Consider the following 20544-nt stretch of genomic DNA (forward strand, 5'->3'; position numbering starts at 1 on the left):
AGTGGTCAAACCTTCAATCCCTCCACCCGCATAGCGGGTGGTTTTTTGTTTCGCGCGTTTCACGCACTCAACTGGCTAAAGCCATAATAAAAAAGCCGCCTTTAGGCGACTTTGGCATATCTCACGCTATTTTATAGCTGAATGGATCAAGTTCGTCCAGTCCAGTCAGCTCCCGCTATTTCTTTCCAACGTTCTCTAATCTCGTCATATAACTCCTTACTCAGAGCTCCCTTGGCGACAAGATCGGCATTTTGCTGCCAACGGTTAGGTTTGGCTGTACCCACAATCGCCGTGTCTACCCCTTCTGTACTGAGCGTAAAACGTAATGCGGTTTCAACGGCTGCTTGTGCATCTTCGCCCAGAAAACCATACCCAAGTTCGCTCAAGCGTTTCCAATATACAAAGGCATATGCTTCTTCCGGAAGCGAGTCATACGTCCATGCCGCATTGGCAATGGGGCGTTTGGCAATAACACCCATATTTCTCTTTCTCGCTTCTGGCAACGTCAGATCAATGGCTTCCTGATCAGCAATGTTCAGCGAGGTTTCCAAGCTGTCGAACACGCCTGTCTGAATCGCATAAAGAGCATCCGTCGTATCGCCGCTATATCCAATAAATCTCGTTTTCCCAGCTTCCTTGGCTCGTTGCAGCACTTCAATGACCGCTCCTTGCCGAAGTACTTCTTCAGAGCAACTATGAAGATGGATTACATCAACGTATTCCGTTTTTAGTCGTCTAAGACTACGGTCAATCGTTTGCTCTAATACGTTGGCGTCCCAATCTGGGCCATCTACCCCAGCGGCATGTCCACATTTGGTAAACAAATAATAATCGTCTCTGCGATGTGATAGCACATCTCCAATTAACTCTTCACTATCCCCATAACATTCAGCCGTGTCAATGACGTTTAACCCTGCATCCAACGCACTGTTAAGCAATGTTTCTACATCTGCTTTGGATACGTTCTTGCCGATCTCCGCCCCACCAAACCCAAGTGTACTTACTTTCATTCCAGTGTTTCCGTAATTACGCAGTTCCATGGATCATTTCCTCCAAGCTTCGTGAATTTGGTTACAGATAATGAAAGTACATATAGTACCAATTAGTCTTCGGTATGTATTACCCTTATGTTGGGTATTACACCCACTTGTTCATCTTACTTTATTTCCTCCAACACGGATACATCCGTTGAATCAGGTTACGAAGAACTGACTCGGGTTCCCCAGTTCAGGATGAAATTTCTCACGAAAGCGGCCTCCCGTGTATTCCCCTATGATTTTCCGCCAGAATGCTTGAGCAATGACATTGTTGCGAACCTGGGTTACTTTCCACCTTCCCGGAAAACGTTCAAACAGCTCATAAGCTGCCCGGGTACCCACTCCACTACGCCGGTATTTCTGCATTACAAAAAACTCGGTCAAATAATAGTCATTATCTTTGCTGCCTGGTTCGCAACGTTCTACTAATGCAAACCCAGCGGGTGCCTCATCACTCGTAATCAAAAAAGGAAACTTACGATCTTCCTCTGACCAAAAAGCGTCCAAACCGGGATACTCCGGGAAAATACCGTTGCTGTCCACATCAATATTTAAATATTTTGTAAAATCATATAGATAAAATTGCATTAAGTGCCGAATCACCTGACTGCGTTCCCGGGGAACCAGCTCTATTTTTATATTCATCCGGTTCACCTCCTCTGCTCTACTTATAATTCATACTTTAAAGCTTTACACCGCCAAGGGCAAGGAAGCATGAATTGGATGATTCCGGTTCCGTGAACAGGCTGTGACGATCTAAATATGGTAAAATAGGATATAGCATATTTTAGAAATTATTTTATCATGGGGGTGCCGAACTTGACCAATGTGCAAAAAGAGATTGACCGACGCAAGCTGGATGACAAACTGCCTTCCATGCCTTGGTTCGTTCAGCAATTCATTGACTATAAATTACCCGACTTATCTCCTTCTACTTTGCTTGAATATTTAAGAGATTATGAAGCCTTCTTTGGCTGGTTACGCGCAGAAGGATTATCCGAGGCAAGCTCTAATAAGGAAGTTACATTGCTTGAACTAGAAGTCCTTCGAATGGAATCAGTGACATCATATCGATTATTTTTGGCCACCAAGCGTGAAGGAGCCAACTCCAGAATCACGGTTTCCCGTAAACTTTCTTCTCTGCGTTCGCTCTTTCATTATTTAAGTCAGATTGCGGAAGACGAAGATTTCTACCCCCTGCTTAAACGAAACATTATGGCGAAGATTGAGATCAAACGTACCCATAAACCCAAAGATACAGCAGCCAAACTAAAGGGTAAACTTCTGGAGGAAGAGGAGTTACTGGAGTTTATCGGATACATCCTGGAAGGATATGCCGTGGATATGGAAAAGAACAAACAGGCGATTTACTCACACGAGCTAAACAAAGAACGGGATGCCTGTATTGCCAGCCTCATTCTGAATTCGGGTTTACGTGTATCTGAAGTGGTGAACCTGAACGTGGATGATCTGGATCTCAACAATAAGCTGCTGTATGTATATCGCAAAGGTAATAATGATGAGACGTTTAAGACGCCCGTGTATTTTAGAGAACAAGCCAAGGATGAACTCGCGACCTATATCAATCTGCGTCAGTCACGTTACCGCACACCCAAACGGGAAAAAGGCTTATTTATTGCTCTTCGCAATGGAGATTCCGAAGGAAGTCGGATGACCAAACGGGCCATACAGGCCATGATTATGAAGTACGCCAAACAATTCGGCAAGCCGTATCTGACTGTGCATAAATTGCGTCATTCTTTTGCGACCGACTATTATTTGCAAAATGATATCTATAAAACGAAGGAGCAGCTTGGACACGCTTCTACGGAAACAACCGAAATTTACGCACACCTCACGGATAAAACGATGTCTGAAGCGATTGAACGTCGCACAGATGATGGGATGTAGCCTATTTATACACATCAAGCATGATTCAGATTTCTTATAAGATATCAAGCTAACTTAAAAAAGCGATTCTTTCAGGAAAATGTCCTGCAAGGATCGCTTTTTCTATTTTAATTCATTCGCAAAATTAATGAAAACATACTCTTTTCCTTACATTTCACATCATTAAGTTTACATAATAATTATTTCGTCATAATTTTCTTTTCTCTTCCTGATGCTCAAGCGAGACCAGCCATCTTGCTATATCCCCTGTCTCATGAACAGAATACCTAACGAGGCCCTCTCTTTCCTCCACACATTCACTCTTGCCATGCGTCAGCCATGAAACAATCCCAACTACATCCTGTAACGTCTCGATCAGAGAAAGGTCTTTCTCTTCCCGGATCATAACTAATTTAGGATATGGCGCTTGTTTGTATCCCTCAATGAGAATCCAGTCGTACGCTGACAGATATTTTATCATGTCTTCCAGCGGCGTCGCTTGTCTTTCAATGAGTGCAGTACGTTTCTCCGACATGACAACGACTGCATCGGCCCCTGCCTGAGCAAAGCTGTAGGAATCAGTTCCTTCGTGATCCATCTCAAAATGATTATGTCCATCATGTTTTATTACAGCCAATTTTCGTCCAGCAGAGGTAAGGTACCGCGTAAGCGCAGCAATTAAGGTGCTTTTGCCTGTGTTCTTATATCCAACAATCTGCATGATATGTGGTGAAGTGCTGCTTGTTTCAGACATGTATGACCTACCTGACATGACCCGTGGGAAGTCTGAGAATTCGAACCTGTTCACCAGCAGGAATGCCTTTTTTCTCGGGCGGAACAACGATCAGGCAATCGCTATCTTTAATGGTGATCATGACGCTTGATTCGTCCACACGTGCGGCAGAAGGTTTAGCATACACCATTCCGTTACGTATCTCTGTCCGTCCGCGTACAAATCGCGTGAAATTGTTGACCTTTGTATAATCATCATCCAATATGGCTGTCCATTCCTCCAAATATGGATGAGCATCAGCTTGCATCGTGCGAATCGTTGGCCGAACAAATAACTCAAAGCCGACAAAACATGCTCCAGGATTGCCCGAAAGTGCAAATAGCAACTTTTCATTAACCACAGCAGCCGTCGTAACACTGCCGGGACGCATGGTCACTTTGTTAAACAGCATCTCCATGTTCCCTTCCCGAACCAAGTCACCCATAATGTCATAATCCCCGACCGATACCCCACCTGTTGTGACCACCATATCATTATGTTCAAGCGCTTCTGTAAGCTTCGTGCGTGCAGTATCTACGTCATCAGCAATCGAACCATACATAACCGGCTCTCCCCCCGCTTCAACGACCAGAGAACGTAGCATATAGCTGTTACTGTTCCGAATACGCCCTGGTTGCAGCGGCTCGTCCACTTCCAACAATTCTGTACCTGTCGCAAAAATGGCTACCTTGGGGCGTTTGTATACAGGCACTTGGCCTACGCCGAATGTTGCCAGCACGGATTGTTCACCTGCCTGAATAATCGTTCCTGCTTCAAGCAGCAATTGTCCCTCATGAACTTCCAATCCAATTGGCGTAATGTTGGCCTCCGGCTGAATCTGGCGCTTCAAGGCAATCCATTGTTCTCCGTGCTCTTCTTTGCTTTCAGTCATCTCCATCATAACAACAGCATCTGCACCTTCCGGTACCTGAGCTCCTGTCATGATCCGAGCAGCTGTACCGGATGTAATCGTAAGATCCGATGTATATCCGCATGGAATTTCATCAATGATACGGAGCCAAATCTGCTGCTCGCTGGATGCTTCAATCGTATCCGAGCTTAGAATCGCGAACCCATCCATTCCGGAACGACGAAAGAATGGGTAAGGATGGGGAGCATGAATCGTCTCAGCAAGCGTTCGACCATGTGCTTGTTCAAGTGTTACTTTTTCTGTTGAACCCGATCTGACATGAGCAGCAACTTTCGCCTGCGCGTCCGGCACCTGTATAGCTTTACGGATAAATTTCGCAGTCGTCATATCCGTTAAATGTGTATTTATTTTCAATGGTGATAGAACCTCCCTGAGTCATTTGTTCATATTAAAAAGTGTAGCCCGAAAGCCAGGTCATGACAAGTACTCTCCTACACCCCATTCACATGAAAGACGAATACACAGACCATAATATGTAAGAGAAAAGGAGCTGACCTTGATGAACCAACGATGCGAATTATGTGGAAGGGAGCCTGTCGAGACAACAGTCCACCACCTGACACCAAAGGAAATGGGCGGAACGCACATGCCTACTGCCGATCTCTGTATCCCTTGCCACAAACAAATTCATTCTCTGTATACCAATCGCGATATTATAGCCTTAGGTTTAACTGAGATACAGGCCCTAAGGCAAGATGAACGCATCGCTCCTTATATCCGCTGGATTCGCAAACAACCAGCCACAACCATTCCTCGTGTTCGAAAGTCCCATCATGTCCGCAAATCGTAAAACAAAAAGAACAGCGTCCAAGGTCATTTTCAGTGGCATAGCTCGCTCCACCTTACCTTTTCACTGTTCTTCTGCGAATGATTTAATATTGCGGGCCCCATTCAAGAGAAGTGCTACCTACGCCTCATGATTCGGCCACCGCCAACCCTCGTTTTGGGCTTTTTATAAGAGCTCTTGGGTGAATCAAACAATCCCCCAAGACCGCCACTGCTTTTATTACGATCAATTGTGCCTTTGCTTTGTTCCTTATTTCTGCTGAATAGTCCTCCACCGGACCCTACGCTCGAATCCTTATCGCTGCCACGACGGGTAATCGACCCCTTCCGGTCAACGGTAATCGGTGGAGCAGCCTTTTTATCGCTGCTCGTCGGTGTCCGATAGGAACCTTCTCTTGGTTTGTACGTGTCCTTGTTCGTATAACCCCGATACGTACCGGACCCACTACCCCCAAAAGAATCAAACAAACTTCCAATTAATGTTGCGGTTAAGTAGCCTTGCAAAAAGGACGAATCATAATTTTGCCGAACATATTCTTTGGAATCCACTTCAACCAAGGTGTCTTCCGCTTTATTCGGGTCTTGCTGCAAATGATAATACTGGTCCTGATATACCAGGAACATCCGCTCTGTATTTTCCGCCGAGATCTGATCTGGCTTCCGCTGTTCAGATAATTCCTGAGCGACCTCTGGAACGGTACGATCGGCAGCTCGGTACACATAGGATGTCGTGTTACCACTGCCGCTGACCGATTCAAGCGGATAAGTGTCCTGAACGGAAGGTGCTCCGCACGCGGACAGCAGCGACATCACAAGGCTGAGGACCAGCATTAATTTTAATCCATGTGCCAAGCGCTTTTTCATTGGAACCTCTCCTAGCTCGAACGAATCACTTTGATATCCGCAGGAAGAATGGACTCACCCTCATACAGCGTAAATCTTCTGTCTTGCCACTCCACACGCAAAAGCATGTTATCATCAGACTGATATTGCCATACGAATTGTTCCCCAGCCTGACCATAGGGTGTCCTGCCTGCAGTGGTTACCATTCCTCCGTATTCTTCCTCCAGATGATATGCACGTCCATCCAGATCCAGCAATGTAGGCACCTCATCCGGTGCATCGAGACGGCCATCAATGGGTGTATAGAGGGCATACCGGGTCATTTCCCGTTCTTCAATATGCAAATGTCGGATTGCCGTACCATCCTGCAACGTGAGGACAGCCGCATTCCGTGCTCGATGATGTACCCGCCCAACCACTTCATAGGTGACCAGCGAAACCTCACAGATATCACCTGGTGCCAGCTGAAGCATTGTTTTCTCTGCCTTAGGCGGTTCAGGTTTGGCCATTATTCCTTTAATCCGTTTCCACACACTCATGCCCATTACTCCTGTTCTTTATCTTATAAACAAGCTGCAATAATTAATGCGCCCACGATATGTAGTGCACCCGAGAACAAACCGTAACCTGTCTTGCCCTGCTGTATTCCCGTATCCAGATCCAGGTTCGCCCATCTACGAATCATAAAGTGAACCACACTCTCCAGTATCAGCAAAATGACAAAGGAAACAACGGATACCAGCAACGCTTCTCCAAGATGACCCGCTGTCGAAATGGAGGTGGCGAGTACATATCCCTGAGCAAACAGCTTCATAACCATACGTGTTGTAACGGCCATATTGCCGGCCTTCACTTCGGCAAAATCCTTATACTTCGTGAACAAAGAATCCACATACATCAAGATAAACAGCAAAACCGAACCCGATAACGTCCAGACCAGCATTGCCAAAATGTTCAAATCCATTTCCATAGCCCCCACATTTCAACATGAACCGCAATTAAAAGCGAAGGAGAAACGCTGGTCTCTCCTCCGCTGGTGCCCCTGCTTGCTTACAAGGTTAGTTCTTATTTTCGTATTGCTTCATCAATGCTGCCAGTTCATCCTCAACAGCCTGATCCTTGCCCAGCTTCTCGAACTCATCATCCAGCGATTTACCTTTGGACGACATCTCATTGCTGGCTTCAGCCTGAGCCTCCATCTGCATCATTTTCTCTTCCATACGCTTCATGCCGGCACTTGCAGTATCAGAGCTAAATCCGTTCAGCGCCTTGTTGATTTCGGTTTGAGCTTTTGCCGCGTTGTAGCGCGCAACCAATGTTTCGCGTTTATTTTTCATTTGAGTCAATTGTTTGCGCATTTCGTCCAGCTTGCCACGAAGGTTATCGGCAGAAGCCTTGTTTTGGTCATAGCTTGTTTTGTATTCGGCCATCTTCTCTTCAGCCACTTTTTTCTCTTCCAGTGCCCGACGGGCCAAATCCATATTCTGTGCACGAGCTGCTGTATGTGCTTGCTCCTCACGTTTCTTCACGAGAGCTTCCTGTTCTTCGAACAGCTGCTTGAATTTCTTCTCAATGGCGATCTGCGCAGCAACAGCTTTCTCCGCATCTTCAAGATCTTCCTGCATATCCCGGATATATTGATCCGTCATCTTGATCGGATCTTCTGCCTTGTCAATGATAGAGTTAATGTTAGACATTGTTAAATCGCGTAATCGTTTGAAAATGGACATTATGGTATTCCTCCTAGTCGATAGTTCATCCTTGTATATAATCATACATACGTGGCAATGTTCTACTCGTTTCAATTTTAACAAAAAAAATCATAAATAACGATTTTGCTTCACTTAGCGTAAATTTAACTATTGAATCAGTCGACCTGTATGGCACAGCTCCTCATCAAGCAGCTTCTCTGCAGTGTACACAATCTCATCAATCTGCATCCGTGTAATGGCGTCAAAGTGAATCCCCATAATCACGGTCACGGTTACCTTTAAATGCAAGGCAGCCTTACGTGCCAGTCTTTCACACAGTTCTTGTTCTTTATGTCCTGGAATATGCACCGTAGCTCCACTCACCCGTTCACGATCTGGATAAAATGTCGCTACTGCTCCAATATGTGATCTGCCTCCAGTGACCATAAACACCTTATCCTCCCCTGCCTCGATCACCTGTAAACGAACGGAATTTAAGTTGTATGTACTCATCCTGCCCACCTGTCCTTTTCTATATATATGGTGGAATTATGGCTCCGATTTAATGAATCAGCAATGAAACATCTCACATTATGCATAATTACGGATGGCCCCGGGCATACCAAAGAGAACGCAATTTGGGAAAAGGAGGCACGAACATGCGTATACGCCTCATCATGTTATCCATCATGGTTATTCTTCTGGGAGGAAGTTACGCTCCTGCTCAGTTATGGGCTTCTTCAAGCCCACAAACCGAACCTGCTTCGAAGTCTGATTCTTCCGAAGAGGAGCAGCTGACGCTGGGACAGCTTAGACAGAAATATGCGGATACGTTCAAAACCAATGGCCCCTCAACAAAAAAGGTCGCTCTGACTTTTGATGACGTACCTGATCCACGGTTCACCCCGCAGGTGCTGGATATATTAAAAAAATACAAGGTTCGGGCTACATTTTTCATTGTGGGACATCGCGCTGAGAAACACCCTGATTTGGTGAAACGCATGGTGAAGGAAGGGCATATCGTTGGCAACCACAGCTACAATCACCCGGAGTTCAGTAAGCTGTCCATGAATGCATTTCGCAAACAAATCTTACATACCGGGGATATTATTCGGAATCTAGCGGGGTACACACCCAAAATGATACGTCCACCTTATGGCGACATTAACGAGCAACAGCTGCAATGGGCGGCCAAACAACATTACAGCATTGTGAACTGGAACGTCGATTCCCTGGACTGGAAAGGCCTCTCCAAAGAGGAAGTGAAACAAAACATCCTGTCTGCCGTCAAACCAGGGTCCATTGTTCTGCAGCATGCAGGAGGCGGTGTCGGATCGAAGCTGAGTGGGTCCATCGAGGCGTTGCCTGAAATCATCGAGGAATTGCGAAACCGTGGGTATGAGCTGGTAACTTTGGATGAACTGCTGGAACTGCCAAAGGGTAAATAGGTCATGGAATCCAGAAGTCGGATATTTAAAAAGGTATCCTTCAATCACATTATCGTGATGAGGGACACCTTTATTGTTTAATTAGATTCAGTTAAAGTCACATATGCTCATGTGCAGCTACGCTTTGATTTTATTTCAAGATGTAAAGTTCAACATCCTGAATACCAAATGTGCTCACGGATTGTTTGCTGCCAGGAATAAAGATATCAATCTTATGGCCTTTAATGGCGCTGCCCACATCACGAGCTGTAGCGACAAATGCCTGTTTTGGCAGTCCTGGGTGTGTATGACCTGTCACCAGTACCTTGGTTCCCAATGGAATGATACTCGGGTCTACTGCAATAGTACCCAATTCGAGCGGATTACCGAAGTAGTCCACCGCACCCCATCCTCCATTTTCAGAAGCGTCCGCGGAGTAAGCTGTTGCTTTGACGTCGACAGCTTTGCTGTAATCAAACGTTTTACCCCAGGCTTGTACAACTTTACTATCCGCGTTAACATCAAGACTTGCAGTAGTTATCGTATTTGCCTCTGTTTTAGCTGCTGCAGCAGAAACTGTGTTCGTTGTTTTGCCAGGAATCGTAATTTTCAAACCACCATAAATGTTGTAAGCTGAAATGTCATTGTTGGCTTTAATAAGAGCGTTAAGTCCAACTCCATATTGTTTGGATAAGGTGTAGAAGGTATCCCCTTCTTTGGCCACATGAACTGAATCAGCATGAGCCGGAACGGCCTGAATGAGCATTGCTGCTGTCAGCAAAGCTGTTGCTGTTTTGGCTATACGTTTCTTGTTAATCATGGTCTTCCTCCCTCATTATGCCTGCGAAGTTAGTTGTCGGATTCGGATGGAGGAAACCACCCTATAGGTTAATTACATTCAAAATATATGTAGCCCTAATTCACCCCAAGCCGTGTGCAAATGATTCTTCCCCAAGCACACTCTGCATCGTTACATCCCCCACACTCCCAACTCCGGAAGTTTCGGCAGGAACAAATATATCACAATTTTGTAACCAAGAGTCGTAGTAAATGTTACCATCTGGCTAATTCACTTCAATTTCAGGCTGAATTTAAGCGGGTTTTTTCAAAAAAATGTCTATTTGAGCTTATATCGCTGATGACAGAAACGTTACTTTTTATGTAAATCCTTGCGTATCCTCACATAACAAAACAATCCCTGCCGACAGGTCGTCGACAGGGATGTATGAGGGGATGAAATTCTCATCCACAGTATAGATTTTGCAATTTCATCCTAATCTTCATCTTTATTAACTCGGATGTATTAGAGCACTTTAGCGAGGAAGTCACGCGTACGTGCGTGCTTGGGCTCACCAAACACTTCAGCAGGCGTTCCTTCTTCTACAATAACGCCGCCATCCATAAACAGGATGCGGTCACCCACTTCGCGTGCGAAGCCCATCTCATGCGTTACAATAACCATGGTCATGCCGCCCTCTGCAAGCCGCTTCATGACATCCAGTACTTCACCGACCATTTCGGGGTCCAGTGCAGAAGTAGGCTCGTCAAACAGCATAACATGCGGTTGCATCGCAAGAGCTCTTGCAATGGCTATCCGTTGTTTTTGTCCACCGGACAGCTGATTTGGATAGGCGTCTTTTTTGTCAGAGAGGCCAACCGTCTTGAGCAAATCTGCACAGATTTGTTCCGCTTCGTGTGCAGGCTGTTTCTTCACTTTAATGGGAGCAATCGTAATATTCTGCTGCACCGTTTTGTGCGGGAACAGATTGAAATGCTGGAATACCATCCCCATTTTTTCACGAGTTGCATTAATGTTGTGTTTAGGGTCAGTGATCGATACACCTTCAAAGTCAATCTCACCGGAAGTAGGCTGCTCCAATAAGTTAAGACAGCGCAAAAAGGTGCTTTTCCCCGATCCGGACGGACCGATGACCACGACAACCTCGCCTTTGCCAATCGTTACGTTAATGCCCTTGAGCACATCATTATTTCCATATGATTTGTGTAATTGTCTAACGTCTATCACTTGCACTCAACTTCCTTTCCAGTCGACCCAGCAGCTTGGACAAAATGAACGTCAGCACAAAGTAAATGGCCGCTGCAATCAGGAATGGACTCATTCCTTGGTACGTAATGTTTTTGACTACACTTGCCTGGTACATAATGTCCACCATACCGATAACCGAGATAATGGAGGATTCCTTGATTATGGTCACGAACTCATTACCGATCGCCGGCAACACCGCTTTGAACGCTTGCGGGAGCACGATGAAGCGCATAGCCGCACCTCTGCCCATTCCCAGGGAACGAGCTGCTTCCAGTTGGCCGCGATCCACACCCTTTATACCTGCGCGGAAAATCTCAGCAAGATAAGCACCGCTATTAATGGACAGAGTGATAATCCCCGCCTGAAGCGGCGAAAATGTAATACCGAACGTCAAGGCAAGCCCGTAATAGATAATCATCAATTGAACCAGCATTGGTGTACCACGAATAACTTCAACGTAGGCTGTTCCGATCCAACGTAGAATTGAAACGTCATGCAGACGGAACAGACAGATGATCAAACCGATAATTACCCCGAATATTACACCGAGTGCAGACAGTAAAAGGGTATAACCTACACCTGTTGCATAAAAGCTTTTGTACTCCCAGAACACTTGAAAAATGTTTTGATCTTTTTTCACCTTGTCTGCCATCAACTGGCTTGCTTCCGTAACCAATTGATCGATTTTATTTTCGCTTTTCAGACGCTCGAGCGTTCCGTTCACTGCATTCAGCAATTCCGTATTGCCCTTACGAATCCCAATTGCCGCTTCGGCCTGCTCCTCATCCGGAATAGCGGGAGCTAGTCCAATAACATCATCCAGATAACCGGCAGCTACCGTATCCTCAACGATTGCAGCATTTACACGATTAGTCTGCAATTGCAGCACGATATCGGATATTTTATCAAGTGCTGTCAGTTTTGCGCCTGGGATTCCCTGGCCAATCGTTTCCTGAATAGAGCCTTTTTGAACGCCAATCTTTTCATTTTCCAGATCAGCCATGGTTGGATATTTATCTTTATCCGCATTGCGAATCATGATGACTTGCTTTGATTTATAATAGGTATCGGAGAAGTCAATGCTTTGTTTACGCTCATCCGTTGGTGTCATTCCCGAGATGACCATATCCACACGACCACTCTGTAACGCAGGAAGAAGTCCGTCAAAACCCATATCCTCTATTACAAGCTCTGCGCCTAAATCGGCAGCAATTTCTTTAGCAATCGAAATATCAAATCCGACGATTTGGTCTTTACCATCAATCACTTTATGGAATTCATATGGTGCAAAATCGGCACTTGTACCGAGCACCAGCTTTTTGCTGCCTGAATTGCCTGTAGTTCCCGTTGCCAACGCAACAGGTGCAACCGTAGTTAACAAGACCACAAAAGCTAGCAGCACCATGGTGTAACGACTAATCAATTTCAACCCTGTTCTCCCCTTATAATACTTTGTATGCTTTCTGTTGTTGATGCCTGAGTCATTATAAAGTAGAATGCATGAATATGCAATGCATTTTGACATTACAATTCCTGACTAGTTTCTGAAAAATAACTGCAACTATGATATAATTATTGAATTATTTTCATTTTTGCTAAGGAGTCCACCATGACACATACCAAAACACAAATTCTAACTGTAATTGATCAATATGCTTCCCGTTTTAAAGAGATTTCATCATATATTGGTGCGAATCCCGAACTTGGGAATGAAGAATACCTCGCCTCTGCTCGGTTAAAAGAAGAGCTTGCCTACCATGGGTTTTCCGTAGAAGCTCCTGTCCTTGGCTTGGACACCGCATTTATCGGTACGTATGCTGCATCCAAGCCAGGTCCGACGATTGCCCTGTTATGTGAATACGACGCACTACCGGAAATCGGTCATGCTTGTGGGCACCATCTGATCTGCATGATGAGCCTCGGAGCTGCGGTAGGTCTGAAGTCCATACTGGATGAAGTGGGCGGAACATTAAAAGTATTCGGTACACCAGCGGAAGAAACGCGTGGCGCTAAAGTTCCTATGGCTGAAGCAGGGTTATTTGATGACTGTGATGTCGCGCTGATGGCTCACCCTTACTACGCCTATGAGAAATCTGGAAGCTCCCTGGCTATTGATGCCGTACAATTTGAATTCCATGGGAAATCTTCGCATGCTGCTGCAAGCCCCCATGAAGGCATCAATGCCCTGGATGCGGTGATCCAGACGTTTAATGGCATTAATGCGTTCCGTCAACAAGTGAAAAGTACGGTTCGAATCCACGGGGTTATTAATAGCGGAGGACAGGCAGCAAACATCATACCTGACTACGCTTCTGCCCAATTCTATGTACGTGCCTCAACGAGAAAAGAGTTGAATATTCTCACTCAACGTGTAATTCAGATTGCGGAAGGTTCTGCTCTGCAAACCGGATGCCGGCTTGTGACATCCAATTATGAGACTTCCTATGATGAGATGGTCACGAATGAATCATTATCTGCTGCTTTTAGTACTAATCTGCTTGAACTCGGCATTTCTCAAGAGGAGATTGTGAGTGGCAACGACCATGGTTCCATGGATATCGGTAACGTATCCTTGCGTTGTCCTGCAATCCATCCTTATATCCGTGTTGTGGACGAAGTTCATACACTTCATTCCATTGAATTCCGTGATCTGGCGCTTCAGGAGCGCGCCCTGGATGGTATGATCCTTGGAGCTAAGGCAATTGCTGCAACTGCTTATGATGTTCTTACACAGCCTGAGCTGCTGCAAACCATTCAAACAGAGTTTAAGCAAGCAAGTCGCTAAGTTTTTCGTGAACTGCTGTATATGAACCTAGGGTGTTCTTCAGAACCTGCATTTCAGGTCTTAAGGAGCACCCTTTTTGTTAATGATAAATACGTATATACGGACACAAGCTGGAGATGCTGTGAAAAGAAAACGTTGAAAAATGTTGAAATTCTTACATTTAGCCACCAAACTTATGGTTCACATGCTATCTAACTTGGTTATTTATAGCTATAACTGTATCTTGAGTTCAGGAGGTGTTGTCATGCTGCTCGAAGCGATGTATCACGTTCCCCGCGATAAATGGGCTTATGCTTATAATCCCTCGACGATTCACTTGCGTGTACGGACGAAGAGAAACGATGTGCAATATGTGACTGCACTGACTGGTGATAAATATGATTGGAATGGAACCTACAAGGAAATTCAACTGGAGAGAGCGGCTTCCGACAGTATGTTTGATTACTGGGAAATTGCAGTTAAGCCCAAATTCAAGCGTCTCACTTACATCTTTCGTATCACCGCCGGTACCGAAAATATATATCTGGCTGATAACGGAATTCATTATGCTCCCCCTTACCCTACAGGAGGATATTATGAATTTTCCTACATTCATGAAATCGATGTATTCAAGGTTCCCGAATGGGCCAAAGAAGCCGTGTTCTACCAAATCATGACCGAAAGGTTTGCTAATGGCAATCCCGACCTGAACCCTGAAGGAACCCAGGAATGGGGTGGCCGACCTGAACTGGATAACTACTTTGGCGGAGACCTGCAAGGTGTGCTCAATCACCTGGACGATCTGACTAAACTCGGTGTTAATGCCATTTACTTTACCCCACTGTTCCAAGCAAACTCCTACCATAAATACGATACCGTTGATTATAAAAAAGTAGATCCTCATTTCGGGGACAATGAAATGCTCAAAAAAGTAGCAGAACAATGTCATCGCCGCGGAATCCGTGTCATGCTTGACGCGGTTTTTAACCATTGCAGCGAAGACTTCCCTCCTTTTCAAGATGTCCTGAAGAACGGCAAAAACTCCAAATACGCAGACTGGTTTCATATCAATGAATATCCGGTGCAGATCAAGGATGGTATTCCAACCTACGATACATTTGGGTTTTATGGAAATATGCCCAAGTTCAACACGGCCAATCCCGAAGTAAAGAACTATTTGCTTGATGTGGCTGAATATTGGATCAAGGAGATCAAACTCGACGGTTGGCGACTCGATGTTGCGAATGAAGTGGATAACCATTTTTGGCGCGATTTCCGCAAAGTGGTCAAAACCGCCAATCCAGAAGCCTATATTGTAGGCGAAGTATGGAGTGATTCCCTGACCTGGCTCATGGGAGATCAATTTGATTCCGTGATGAACTACCCTTTTGCTGACAAGGTGCTTGAGTTCTTCTGTGGTTCGATGGATGGTTATAACTTCGCTAACGAGATGGGATCACTCATTATGCGTTACCCGCAACAGACGAATGAGGTCATCTTCAACATGCTGTGCAGTCATGACACCCCACGTCTGCTTACTCGAGCTGGAGAAGACAAACGCAGATTAAAATTGTCAGTTGTGTTTCTTTTCACTTATATTGGAACACCCTGTATATTCTATGGGGATGAGGTTGGTATACGCGGAGAAGGTGATCCGGATTGCCGTAAATGCATGCAATGGGACCCTGCCAAGCAAGATCAGGAGCTTTATGACTTCTACCGACTGATGATTGATTTGCGGAAAAGTAATGAGGCTCTGCGCAAAGGCCGCTTCCGTTTTTTGAAAGCCGATCACAACGATCCTTGCATCATTTACGAACGTATGGATGACACTCTTCACTTCACAGTGTGGATGAACAATACTCCGCAAGAGCGTACCCTGTCACATCCAATGGAAACCAAGGACTGGAAGGATGCCTTAACCGAAGATCCTGTTGTTCCCACCAATGGAATAATGAATATTAAACTTGATCCTTACGGATATCGTATTTTGTATAGACAATTGGAACCGAGCCTTGCGCCAAAGAGGTAACATCCCGTCGCACTTGCCCCAACCATCAGCATATTATCTCTTATGATGTTGCCCTCCACCGTATTATTAACCATGTCCAGATGCACTGCCCACCATGTTCCCTCATATTTCAAGCGATTTCCAGTTATGATATTGTTCGAGCCACGTAATTGAATACATGTACCTTTTCCTGCGACTGAATTATGCGAAAAGGTACAATCATTATGCAAACTGACCATCCGGTCAGGATTGGTCGTTTCAAAGCCGGGCTCAATGATGTTGCTTGATCAATCACTCCATTGGCAATATCCATGGCTATGCCCGCTTGGGCAATGTAGTTTCCTTTTACAATAATATGACCATCCGCGACAATTCCCCAGTGTTTACCTCTTGGAATGATGATATTGTCTGATATCATTCCGATGTCCATGCCTTCTGCACCTGTACTGGTTTTCGCTTCAATGGCAGCAGTAGCACTTGGCCTGGAGATGGTGTCAATCAGGTTCCCCTGAATTACAAACAGATGATTGTTTAGGCCGTTGGGATTATATTGGGAGGGAAGGAAAGATACTGAAATAACAGACGTGATTTTGATATCCTTAAAGACATTGGAGGTTACAAAGGCGCGCCTGCAAATTAGGATTGTAAGTAGAGGTAAAATTAATGTAGTTGTTCATTTTAAATTCGCCTCCTCCTTATGACCGTACAAAAAAAGCCACAGTACGAATATACTGCGGCTCATTTGTGCAGATCTATTTCACAGATTCAAGCGTTATGCGGCGATAAATATCCATATACTCTTCGGCTGAGACGTTCCAGCTATAGTCTCCGGTCATTGCATTTTTCACAATCTTTTTCCAGTGCTCGGGCTGACGATAAAATTCCTCAGCACGACGAATGGTGTTCATCATGTCATGGGCGTTAAAGCTAGTGAAGGAGAACCCATTCCCCTCACCGCTGAATTCATTGTATGCCTGAACCGTATCGTTCAGACCCCCTGTTTCCCGGACAAGTGGTACGCTGCCGTAACGGAGTGCAAGCAACTGGCTAATACCACACGGCTCGAACCTCGATGGCATCAGGAACAGATCACTGGCTGCGTAGAAACGGCGGGATAACCCATCATTGAACGTAATTTGAGCAGACATTTTCAGTGGATAACGATTAGCTGCCTCACGGAACCAGTGTTCATAAGCCGAATCCCCAGTACCTAATACTGCGAACTGAATATCGTCATAATACAATAATTCATCCAATACACGACACACCAGATCCAACCCTTTGGAATCCACAAGCCTTGTAACCATCACCATCAGTGGAGCATCCGGACGTACAGGCAATCCTAATTCCTTTTGCAACTCGATTTTGTTCTCGATTTTCTTGGACAGGCTGGTTCTGTATTTAACCGCAATTTTATGATCCGTTGCCGGATTGTAACTCTTGGTATCAATACCGTTAACAATCCCACTGAAACGATCGCCCAATGAACTGAGCAATCCATCCAGACCATAGCCATAGTAGGAGGTTTGTACTTCCTTGGCGTAGGTTGGGCTGACGGTCGTTACATGATCCGCAAAAACGATTCCAGCCTTAAGGAAATTGACATTGCCATAATATTCTGCCCCGTCCACCGTAAAATACCGATCATCCAGCTCAAGCAAATCACTGAATAAATCATGTGGAAACACACCTTGATATAACAGGTTATGTATCGTAAAAACGGTTTTCATCTCACTATAAAAGGGATCATGAGCAAAGTGAGCCTCCAACAGTAAAGGAATCATACCCGCGTGCCAATCGTGACTGTGCAGCACATCCGGCTTGAATTCAATTTGTGGCAACACCTCGAGAACAGCACGATTGAAGAAGGCAAAACGCTCCCCGTCATCCATATACCCATAAACGCCATCCCGTCCAAAATAGTATTCATTGTCTACAAAGTAGACAGGAATCCCGTCATGAACCAGCATCTCTATTCCACAATAAGGTCTGCGCCAACCAAGAGGAACATCTGTCGTGATCACAGGCTCCATCGCCTCTTTATACTCATCCGGGATGCCCTTGTATTTGGGTAAAATGACACGAACATCTGCCCCACTCTTCTTTAGTGCTTGTGGTAATGCGCCGATGACGTCAGCAAGGCCTCCTGTTTTGATAAATGGATGTACTTCAGCAGCAGCAAATAGAATATTCATGCCTTCGTCCTCCTTTTGGGTTTAACTGTAGTGCTATCTTTTGTTTTACTGGTTTTAGTGGTACTGGCTTTTGCTCTGACGGATTGAACTTCAAGGGGCAGTGCATCCGTTTTCCGACGTGTGTTCTTTTTTAAAATAACGACACTTAGCGGTGGCAAAACAACTTCCAGACTATGTGGTTGCCCATGAAAAGGAATCTTTTCTGTAGTAAGCTGCATATCATTGATAATGCCTGATCCGCCATAATCGGAATGATCACTGTTCAGTACTTCGGTATACATACCGGGACGCATGACACCAATCCGGTAACGCTCCCGCTTGACTGGCTGAAAGTTAATGAGCACAAGGAGTGTATCCGCAGATTTTTTTCCTTTGCGCACATATGAAATGACACTTTGGTCCTGATCATCCGGAGTGATCCATTCATAACCGTCAAAGGAATGATCAAGCTCCCACAAAGCTTTTTCGCCCAAGTATAGCTCGGACAGATCCCGTTCAAACTTGTGGAGTTTACGGTGACTGTCATAGTTCAGCAAAAACCAGTCCAGTTGATCTTCATCTTTCCATTCGATAAACTGGCCGAATTCTCCACCCATAAACAGCAGTTTCTTGCCTGGGAATGTCATAAAGTACCCCATGAAGGCGCGCATGCCGGCAAACTTCTGCTCGTATGTTCCTGGCATCTTGTCTAGGAGCGACTTTTTGCCATGAACGACCTCGTCATGAGACAGAGGAAGCACGTAATTTTCAGCAAAGGAGTATACGACCGGGAATGTCAGCAAATGATGTTTGGAAGGACGTTCGTGAAAATCCGATTCCATGTAATCAAGTGTATCGTTCATCCAACCCATGTTCCATTTGTAGTTGAACCCTAACCCACCCTGATCTACTGGCGAAGTAACCATCGGCCATGCACTGGATTCTTCTGCCATCATCAGAGCATAGGGAAAATACTTGAAGACCGTTTCATTCAACTGCTGCAAAAAAGCAACAGCTTCCTTGTTTTCCAGGCCACCTTCGTTATTCGTTCGGTATTGTCCTGGCTGCTTTTCGAAATCCAACTTAAGCATACTGGTTACCGCATCGACCCGAAGTCCGTCGAAATGGAACATCTCCATCCAATACAACGCATTAGAGATCAAAAACGAACGAATTTCAGGTTTAGAGTAGTCAAAGCTGAGGGTGCCCCAGCCTGGTCTCTCTGCTAACAGTGGATCTGCATATTCATACAAGGGCGTTCCATCAAACAAACGCAAGCCATGAGCATCCTTCGCAAAATGTGCGGGGACCCAATCGAGCAAAACGCCTATTCCTGCCTTATGTAGCGTATCAACTAGATACATCAGATCTTTAGGCTGCCCGTAACGGCTGGTTGGCGCAAAAAATCCTGTGTTCTGATACCCCCACGAAAGGTCGTAAGGATGTTCACTCAGGGGCATCATTTCTACATGCGTATATTTCATCTCCAATAAGTAAGGAACAAGCAAGTCCGCAAGTTCACGATAACTGTAGAGTGTGCCGTCCTCTTTCCGTTTCCAGGTTCCAGCATGCATTTCATAAATATGTAGAGGTTTGTTATACACGCCTCGTTGTTTGCGTCTCCATGCGCCATCATTCCATTTGTAACCTTCGATGGAGCTGGTGACCGATGCCGTACGCGGACGAACTTCAGCCTGGAAAGCATAAGGGTCAGCTTTGAGCAATTCGGTACCCTCTTCCGTTAATATACGGAATTTGTATAATGTTCCTTCACTGATTTCCGGAATAAAACGACTCCAAAATCCAGAATCGGGTATCTTATATAAAGGTTCCTGTTCACCTTTCCATCCATTACGGTCTAAAGCCAGGCCTACTTCTGTGGCATTCGGAGCCCACACGGTAAAACGATATCCCTGACGATGATCTTCGATCGCAGGCTGTGCGCCCATTATTCGATAACTGTGATGAAGGTTTCCTTCATGAAACAAATAAATGTGCTCCGGCGAAATTTCCGGGTTTGTTAACGGTTGAATGGCCAAGAGATCACCTTCTTCTCCAGAAAATAGATATAACATTAACCATTACCCCATTCTAGCCAAGTTGAAAAGAAAAATGCGGTGTGTAAAAAAATGTTGTAATTTTTCAGGAATTTTACAGTATACATCGTTTCA

Annotated in this window: 20 protein-coding genes and 1 riboswitch; of the genes, 5 read left to right on the forward strand and 15 right to left on the reverse strand. The window is 45.2% G+C overall.

The window, feature by feature from the left end:
* Positions 1-146: 146 nt before the first annotated feature.
* Together BMW94_RS15205 and BMW94_RS15210 are read right to left on the reverse strand one after the other, a co-directional pair.
* Positions 147-1040, reverse strand: coding sequence for an aldo/keto reductase (locus BMW94_RS15205; protein ID WP_090999637.1), 894 nt, complete (start codon positions 1038-1040; stop codon positions 147-149).
* Between the two features lie 153 nt (positions 1041-1193).
* Positions 1194-1682 (reverse strand): GNAT family N-acetyltransferase, encoded by a 489-nt coding sequence (locus BMW94_RS15210; RefSeq protein ID WP_076289151.1) that lies wholly within the window; start codon positions 1680-1682, stop codon positions 1194-1196.
* 159 nt (positions 1683-1841) lie between these two features.
* Between BMW94_RS15210 and xerS the strand changes: the two genes are divergently transcribed.
* Positions 1842-2948: a tyrosine recombinase XerS gene (gene xerS / locus BMW94_RS15215; RefSeq protein WP_063562805.1), complete on the forward strand. Its 1107-nt coding sequence runs from the start codon at positions 1842-1844 to the stop codon at positions 2946-2948.
* 187 nt (positions 2949-3135) lie between these two features.
* Here the strand turns inward: xerS and mobB are convergent, their stop codons facing one another.
* Together mobB and glp are read right to left on the reverse strand one after the other, a co-directional pair.
* Positions 3136-3681, reverse strand: coding sequence for a molybdopterin-guanine dinucleotide biosynthesis protein B (gene mobB / locus BMW94_RS15220; RefSeq protein ID WP_175480713.1), 546 nt, complete (start codon positions 3679-3681; stop codon positions 3136-3138).
* A 7-nt stretch (positions 3682-3688) separates the two neighbouring features.
* Positions 3689-4957 carry a molybdopterin molybdotransferase MoeA gene (gene glp, locus BMW94_RS15225; RefSeq protein ID WP_091000158.1) on the reverse strand — a complete coding sequence of 423 codons (1269 nt, stop codon included), beginning with the start codon at positions 4955-4957 and terminating at the stop codon, positions 3689-3691.
* Positions 4958-5129: 172 nt separating this feature from the next.
* On the opposite strand from glp, the gene BMW94_RS15230 reads away from it, so the two are divergent.
* Positions 5130-5420, forward strand: a complete 291-nt coding sequence (locus BMW94_RS15230; RefSeq protein WP_079693907.1) for a restriction endonuclease — start codon at positions 5130-5132, stop codon at positions 5418-5420.
* Positions 5421-5533: 113 nt separating this feature from the next.
* Here the strand turns inward: BMW94_RS15230 and BMW94_RS15235 are convergent, their stop codons facing one another.
* From BMW94_RS15235 to BMW94_RS15255, 5 genes are all read right to left on the reverse strand, one after another.
* Positions 5534-6280 carry a DUF4247 domain-containing protein gene (locus tag BMW94_RS15235; protein ID WP_079693908.1) on the reverse strand — a complete coding sequence of 249 codons (747 nt, stop codon included), beginning with the start codon at positions 6278-6280 and terminating at the stop codon, positions 5534-5536.
* 11 nt (positions 6281-6291) lie between these two features.
* Positions 6292-6798, reverse strand: coding sequence for a DUF4178 domain-containing protein (locus BMW94_RS15240; protein WP_090999641.1), 507 nt, complete (start codon positions 6796-6798; stop codon positions 6292-6294).
* Between the two features lie 23 nt (positions 6799-6821).
* On the reverse strand, positions 6822-7223 hold the full coding sequence (locus tag BMW94_RS15245) for a DUF350 domain-containing protein (protein ID WP_254790247.1): 402 nt from the start codon (positions 7221-7223) through the stop codon (positions 6822-6824).
* Positions 7224-7317: 94 nt separating this feature from the next.
* On the reverse strand, positions 7318-7989 hold the full coding sequence (locus BMW94_RS15250; protein WP_090899779.1) for a PspA/IM30 family protein: 672 nt from the start codon (positions 7987-7989) through the stop codon (positions 7318-7320).
* 129 nt (positions 7990-8118) lie between these two features.
* Entirely contained in the window at positions 8119-8463 is a 345-nt protein-coding gene (locus BMW94_RS15255; RefSeq protein WP_090999646.1) for a prenylated flavin chaperone LpdD, read from the reverse strand.
* Between the two features lie 146 nt (positions 8464-8609).
* Here BMW94_RS15255 and BMW94_RS15260 point away from each other — a divergent pair, with 146 nt between their 5' ends.
* Complete coding sequence (locus BMW94_RS15260) at positions 8610-9398, forward strand: polysaccharide deacetylase family protein (RefSeq protein ID WP_090999649.1); 789 nt, start codon at positions 8610-8612, stop codon at positions 9396-9398.
* A 130-nt stretch (positions 9399-9528) separates the two neighbouring features.
* Here BMW94_RS15260 and BMW94_RS15265 read toward each other — a convergent pair whose 3' ends face one another.
* The 3 genes from BMW94_RS15265 to BMW94_RS15275 all read right to left on the reverse strand — a co-directional run bounded on the left by BMW94_RS15265 (position 9529) and on the right by BMW94_RS15275 (position 12853).
* Entirely contained in the window at positions 9529-10197 is a 669-nt protein-coding gene (locus BMW94_RS15265) for a 3D domain-containing protein (protein ID WP_090999651.1), read from the reverse strand.
* Between the two features lie 2 nt (positions 10198-10199).
* Positions 10200-10395: riboswitch (cyclic di-AMP (ydaO/yuaA leader) on the reverse strand.
* A gap of 285 nt (positions 10396-10680) precedes the next feature.
* The gene (locus BMW94_RS15270) at positions 10681-11403 is read right to left on the reverse strand and encodes an amino acid ABC transporter ATP-binding protein (RefSeq protein WP_090999653.1); all 723 of its coding nucleotides are present in this window, start codon (positions 11401-11403) and stop codon (positions 10681-10683) included.
* Positions 11390-12853 carry an ABC transporter substrate-binding protein/permease gene (locus tag BMW94_RS15275; RefSeq protein WP_090999655.1) on the reverse strand — a complete coding sequence of 488 codons (1464 nt, stop codon included), beginning with the start codon at positions 12851-12853 and terminating at the stop codon, positions 11390-11392. Before BMW94_RS15275 ends, BMW94_RS15270 begins: the two co-directional genes overlap by 14 nt.
* 180 nt (positions 12854-13033) lie before the next feature.
* Here BMW94_RS15275 and BMW94_RS15280 point away from each other — a divergent pair, with 180 nt between their 5' ends.
* The gene (locus BMW94_RS15280) at positions 13034-14209 is read left to right on the forward strand and encodes a M20 family metallopeptidase (protein WP_090999656.1); all 1176 of its coding nucleotides are present in this window, start codon (positions 13034-13036) and stop codon (positions 14207-14209) included.
* A gap of 244 nt (positions 14210-14453) precedes the next feature.
* Positions 14454-16220 (forward strand): alpha-glycosidase, encoded by a 1767-nt coding sequence (locus tag BMW94_RS15285; protein ID WP_090999658.1) that lies wholly within the window; start codon positions 14454-14456, stop codon positions 16218-16220.
* Between the two features lie 124 nt (positions 16221-16344).
* On the opposite strand, the gene BMW94_RS30515 is transcribed toward BMW94_RS15285, so the two are convergent.
* The 3 genes from BMW94_RS30515 to glgB form a co-directional block, all read right to left on the reverse strand.
* Positions 16345-16629 carry a hypothetical protein gene (locus BMW94_RS30515; RefSeq protein ID WP_090999660.1) on the reverse strand — a complete coding sequence of 95 codons (285 nt, stop codon included), beginning with the start codon at positions 16627-16629 and terminating at the stop codon, positions 16345-16347.
* A gap of 322 nt (positions 16630-16951) precedes the next feature.
* Complete coding sequence (gene glgA, locus BMW94_RS15295; protein ID WP_090999662.1) at positions 16952-18394, reverse strand: glycogen synthase GlgA; 1443 nt, start codon at positions 18392-18394, stop codon at positions 16952-16954.
* On the reverse strand, positions 18391-20448 hold the full coding sequence (gene glgB, locus BMW94_RS15300; RefSeq protein ID WP_302848001.1) for a 1,4-alpha-glucan branching protein GlgB: 2058 nt from the start codon (positions 20446-20448) through the stop codon (positions 18391-18393). Before glgB ends, glgA begins: the two co-directional genes overlap by 4 nt.
* Positions 20449-20544: the final 96 nt, after the last annotated feature.

It is taken from the genome of Paenibacillus sp. OK003 (assembly GCF_900109515.1).
Classification (GTDB): domain Bacteria; phylum Bacillota; class Bacilli; order Paenibacillales; family Paenibacillaceae; genus Paenibacillus; species Paenibacillus marchantiae.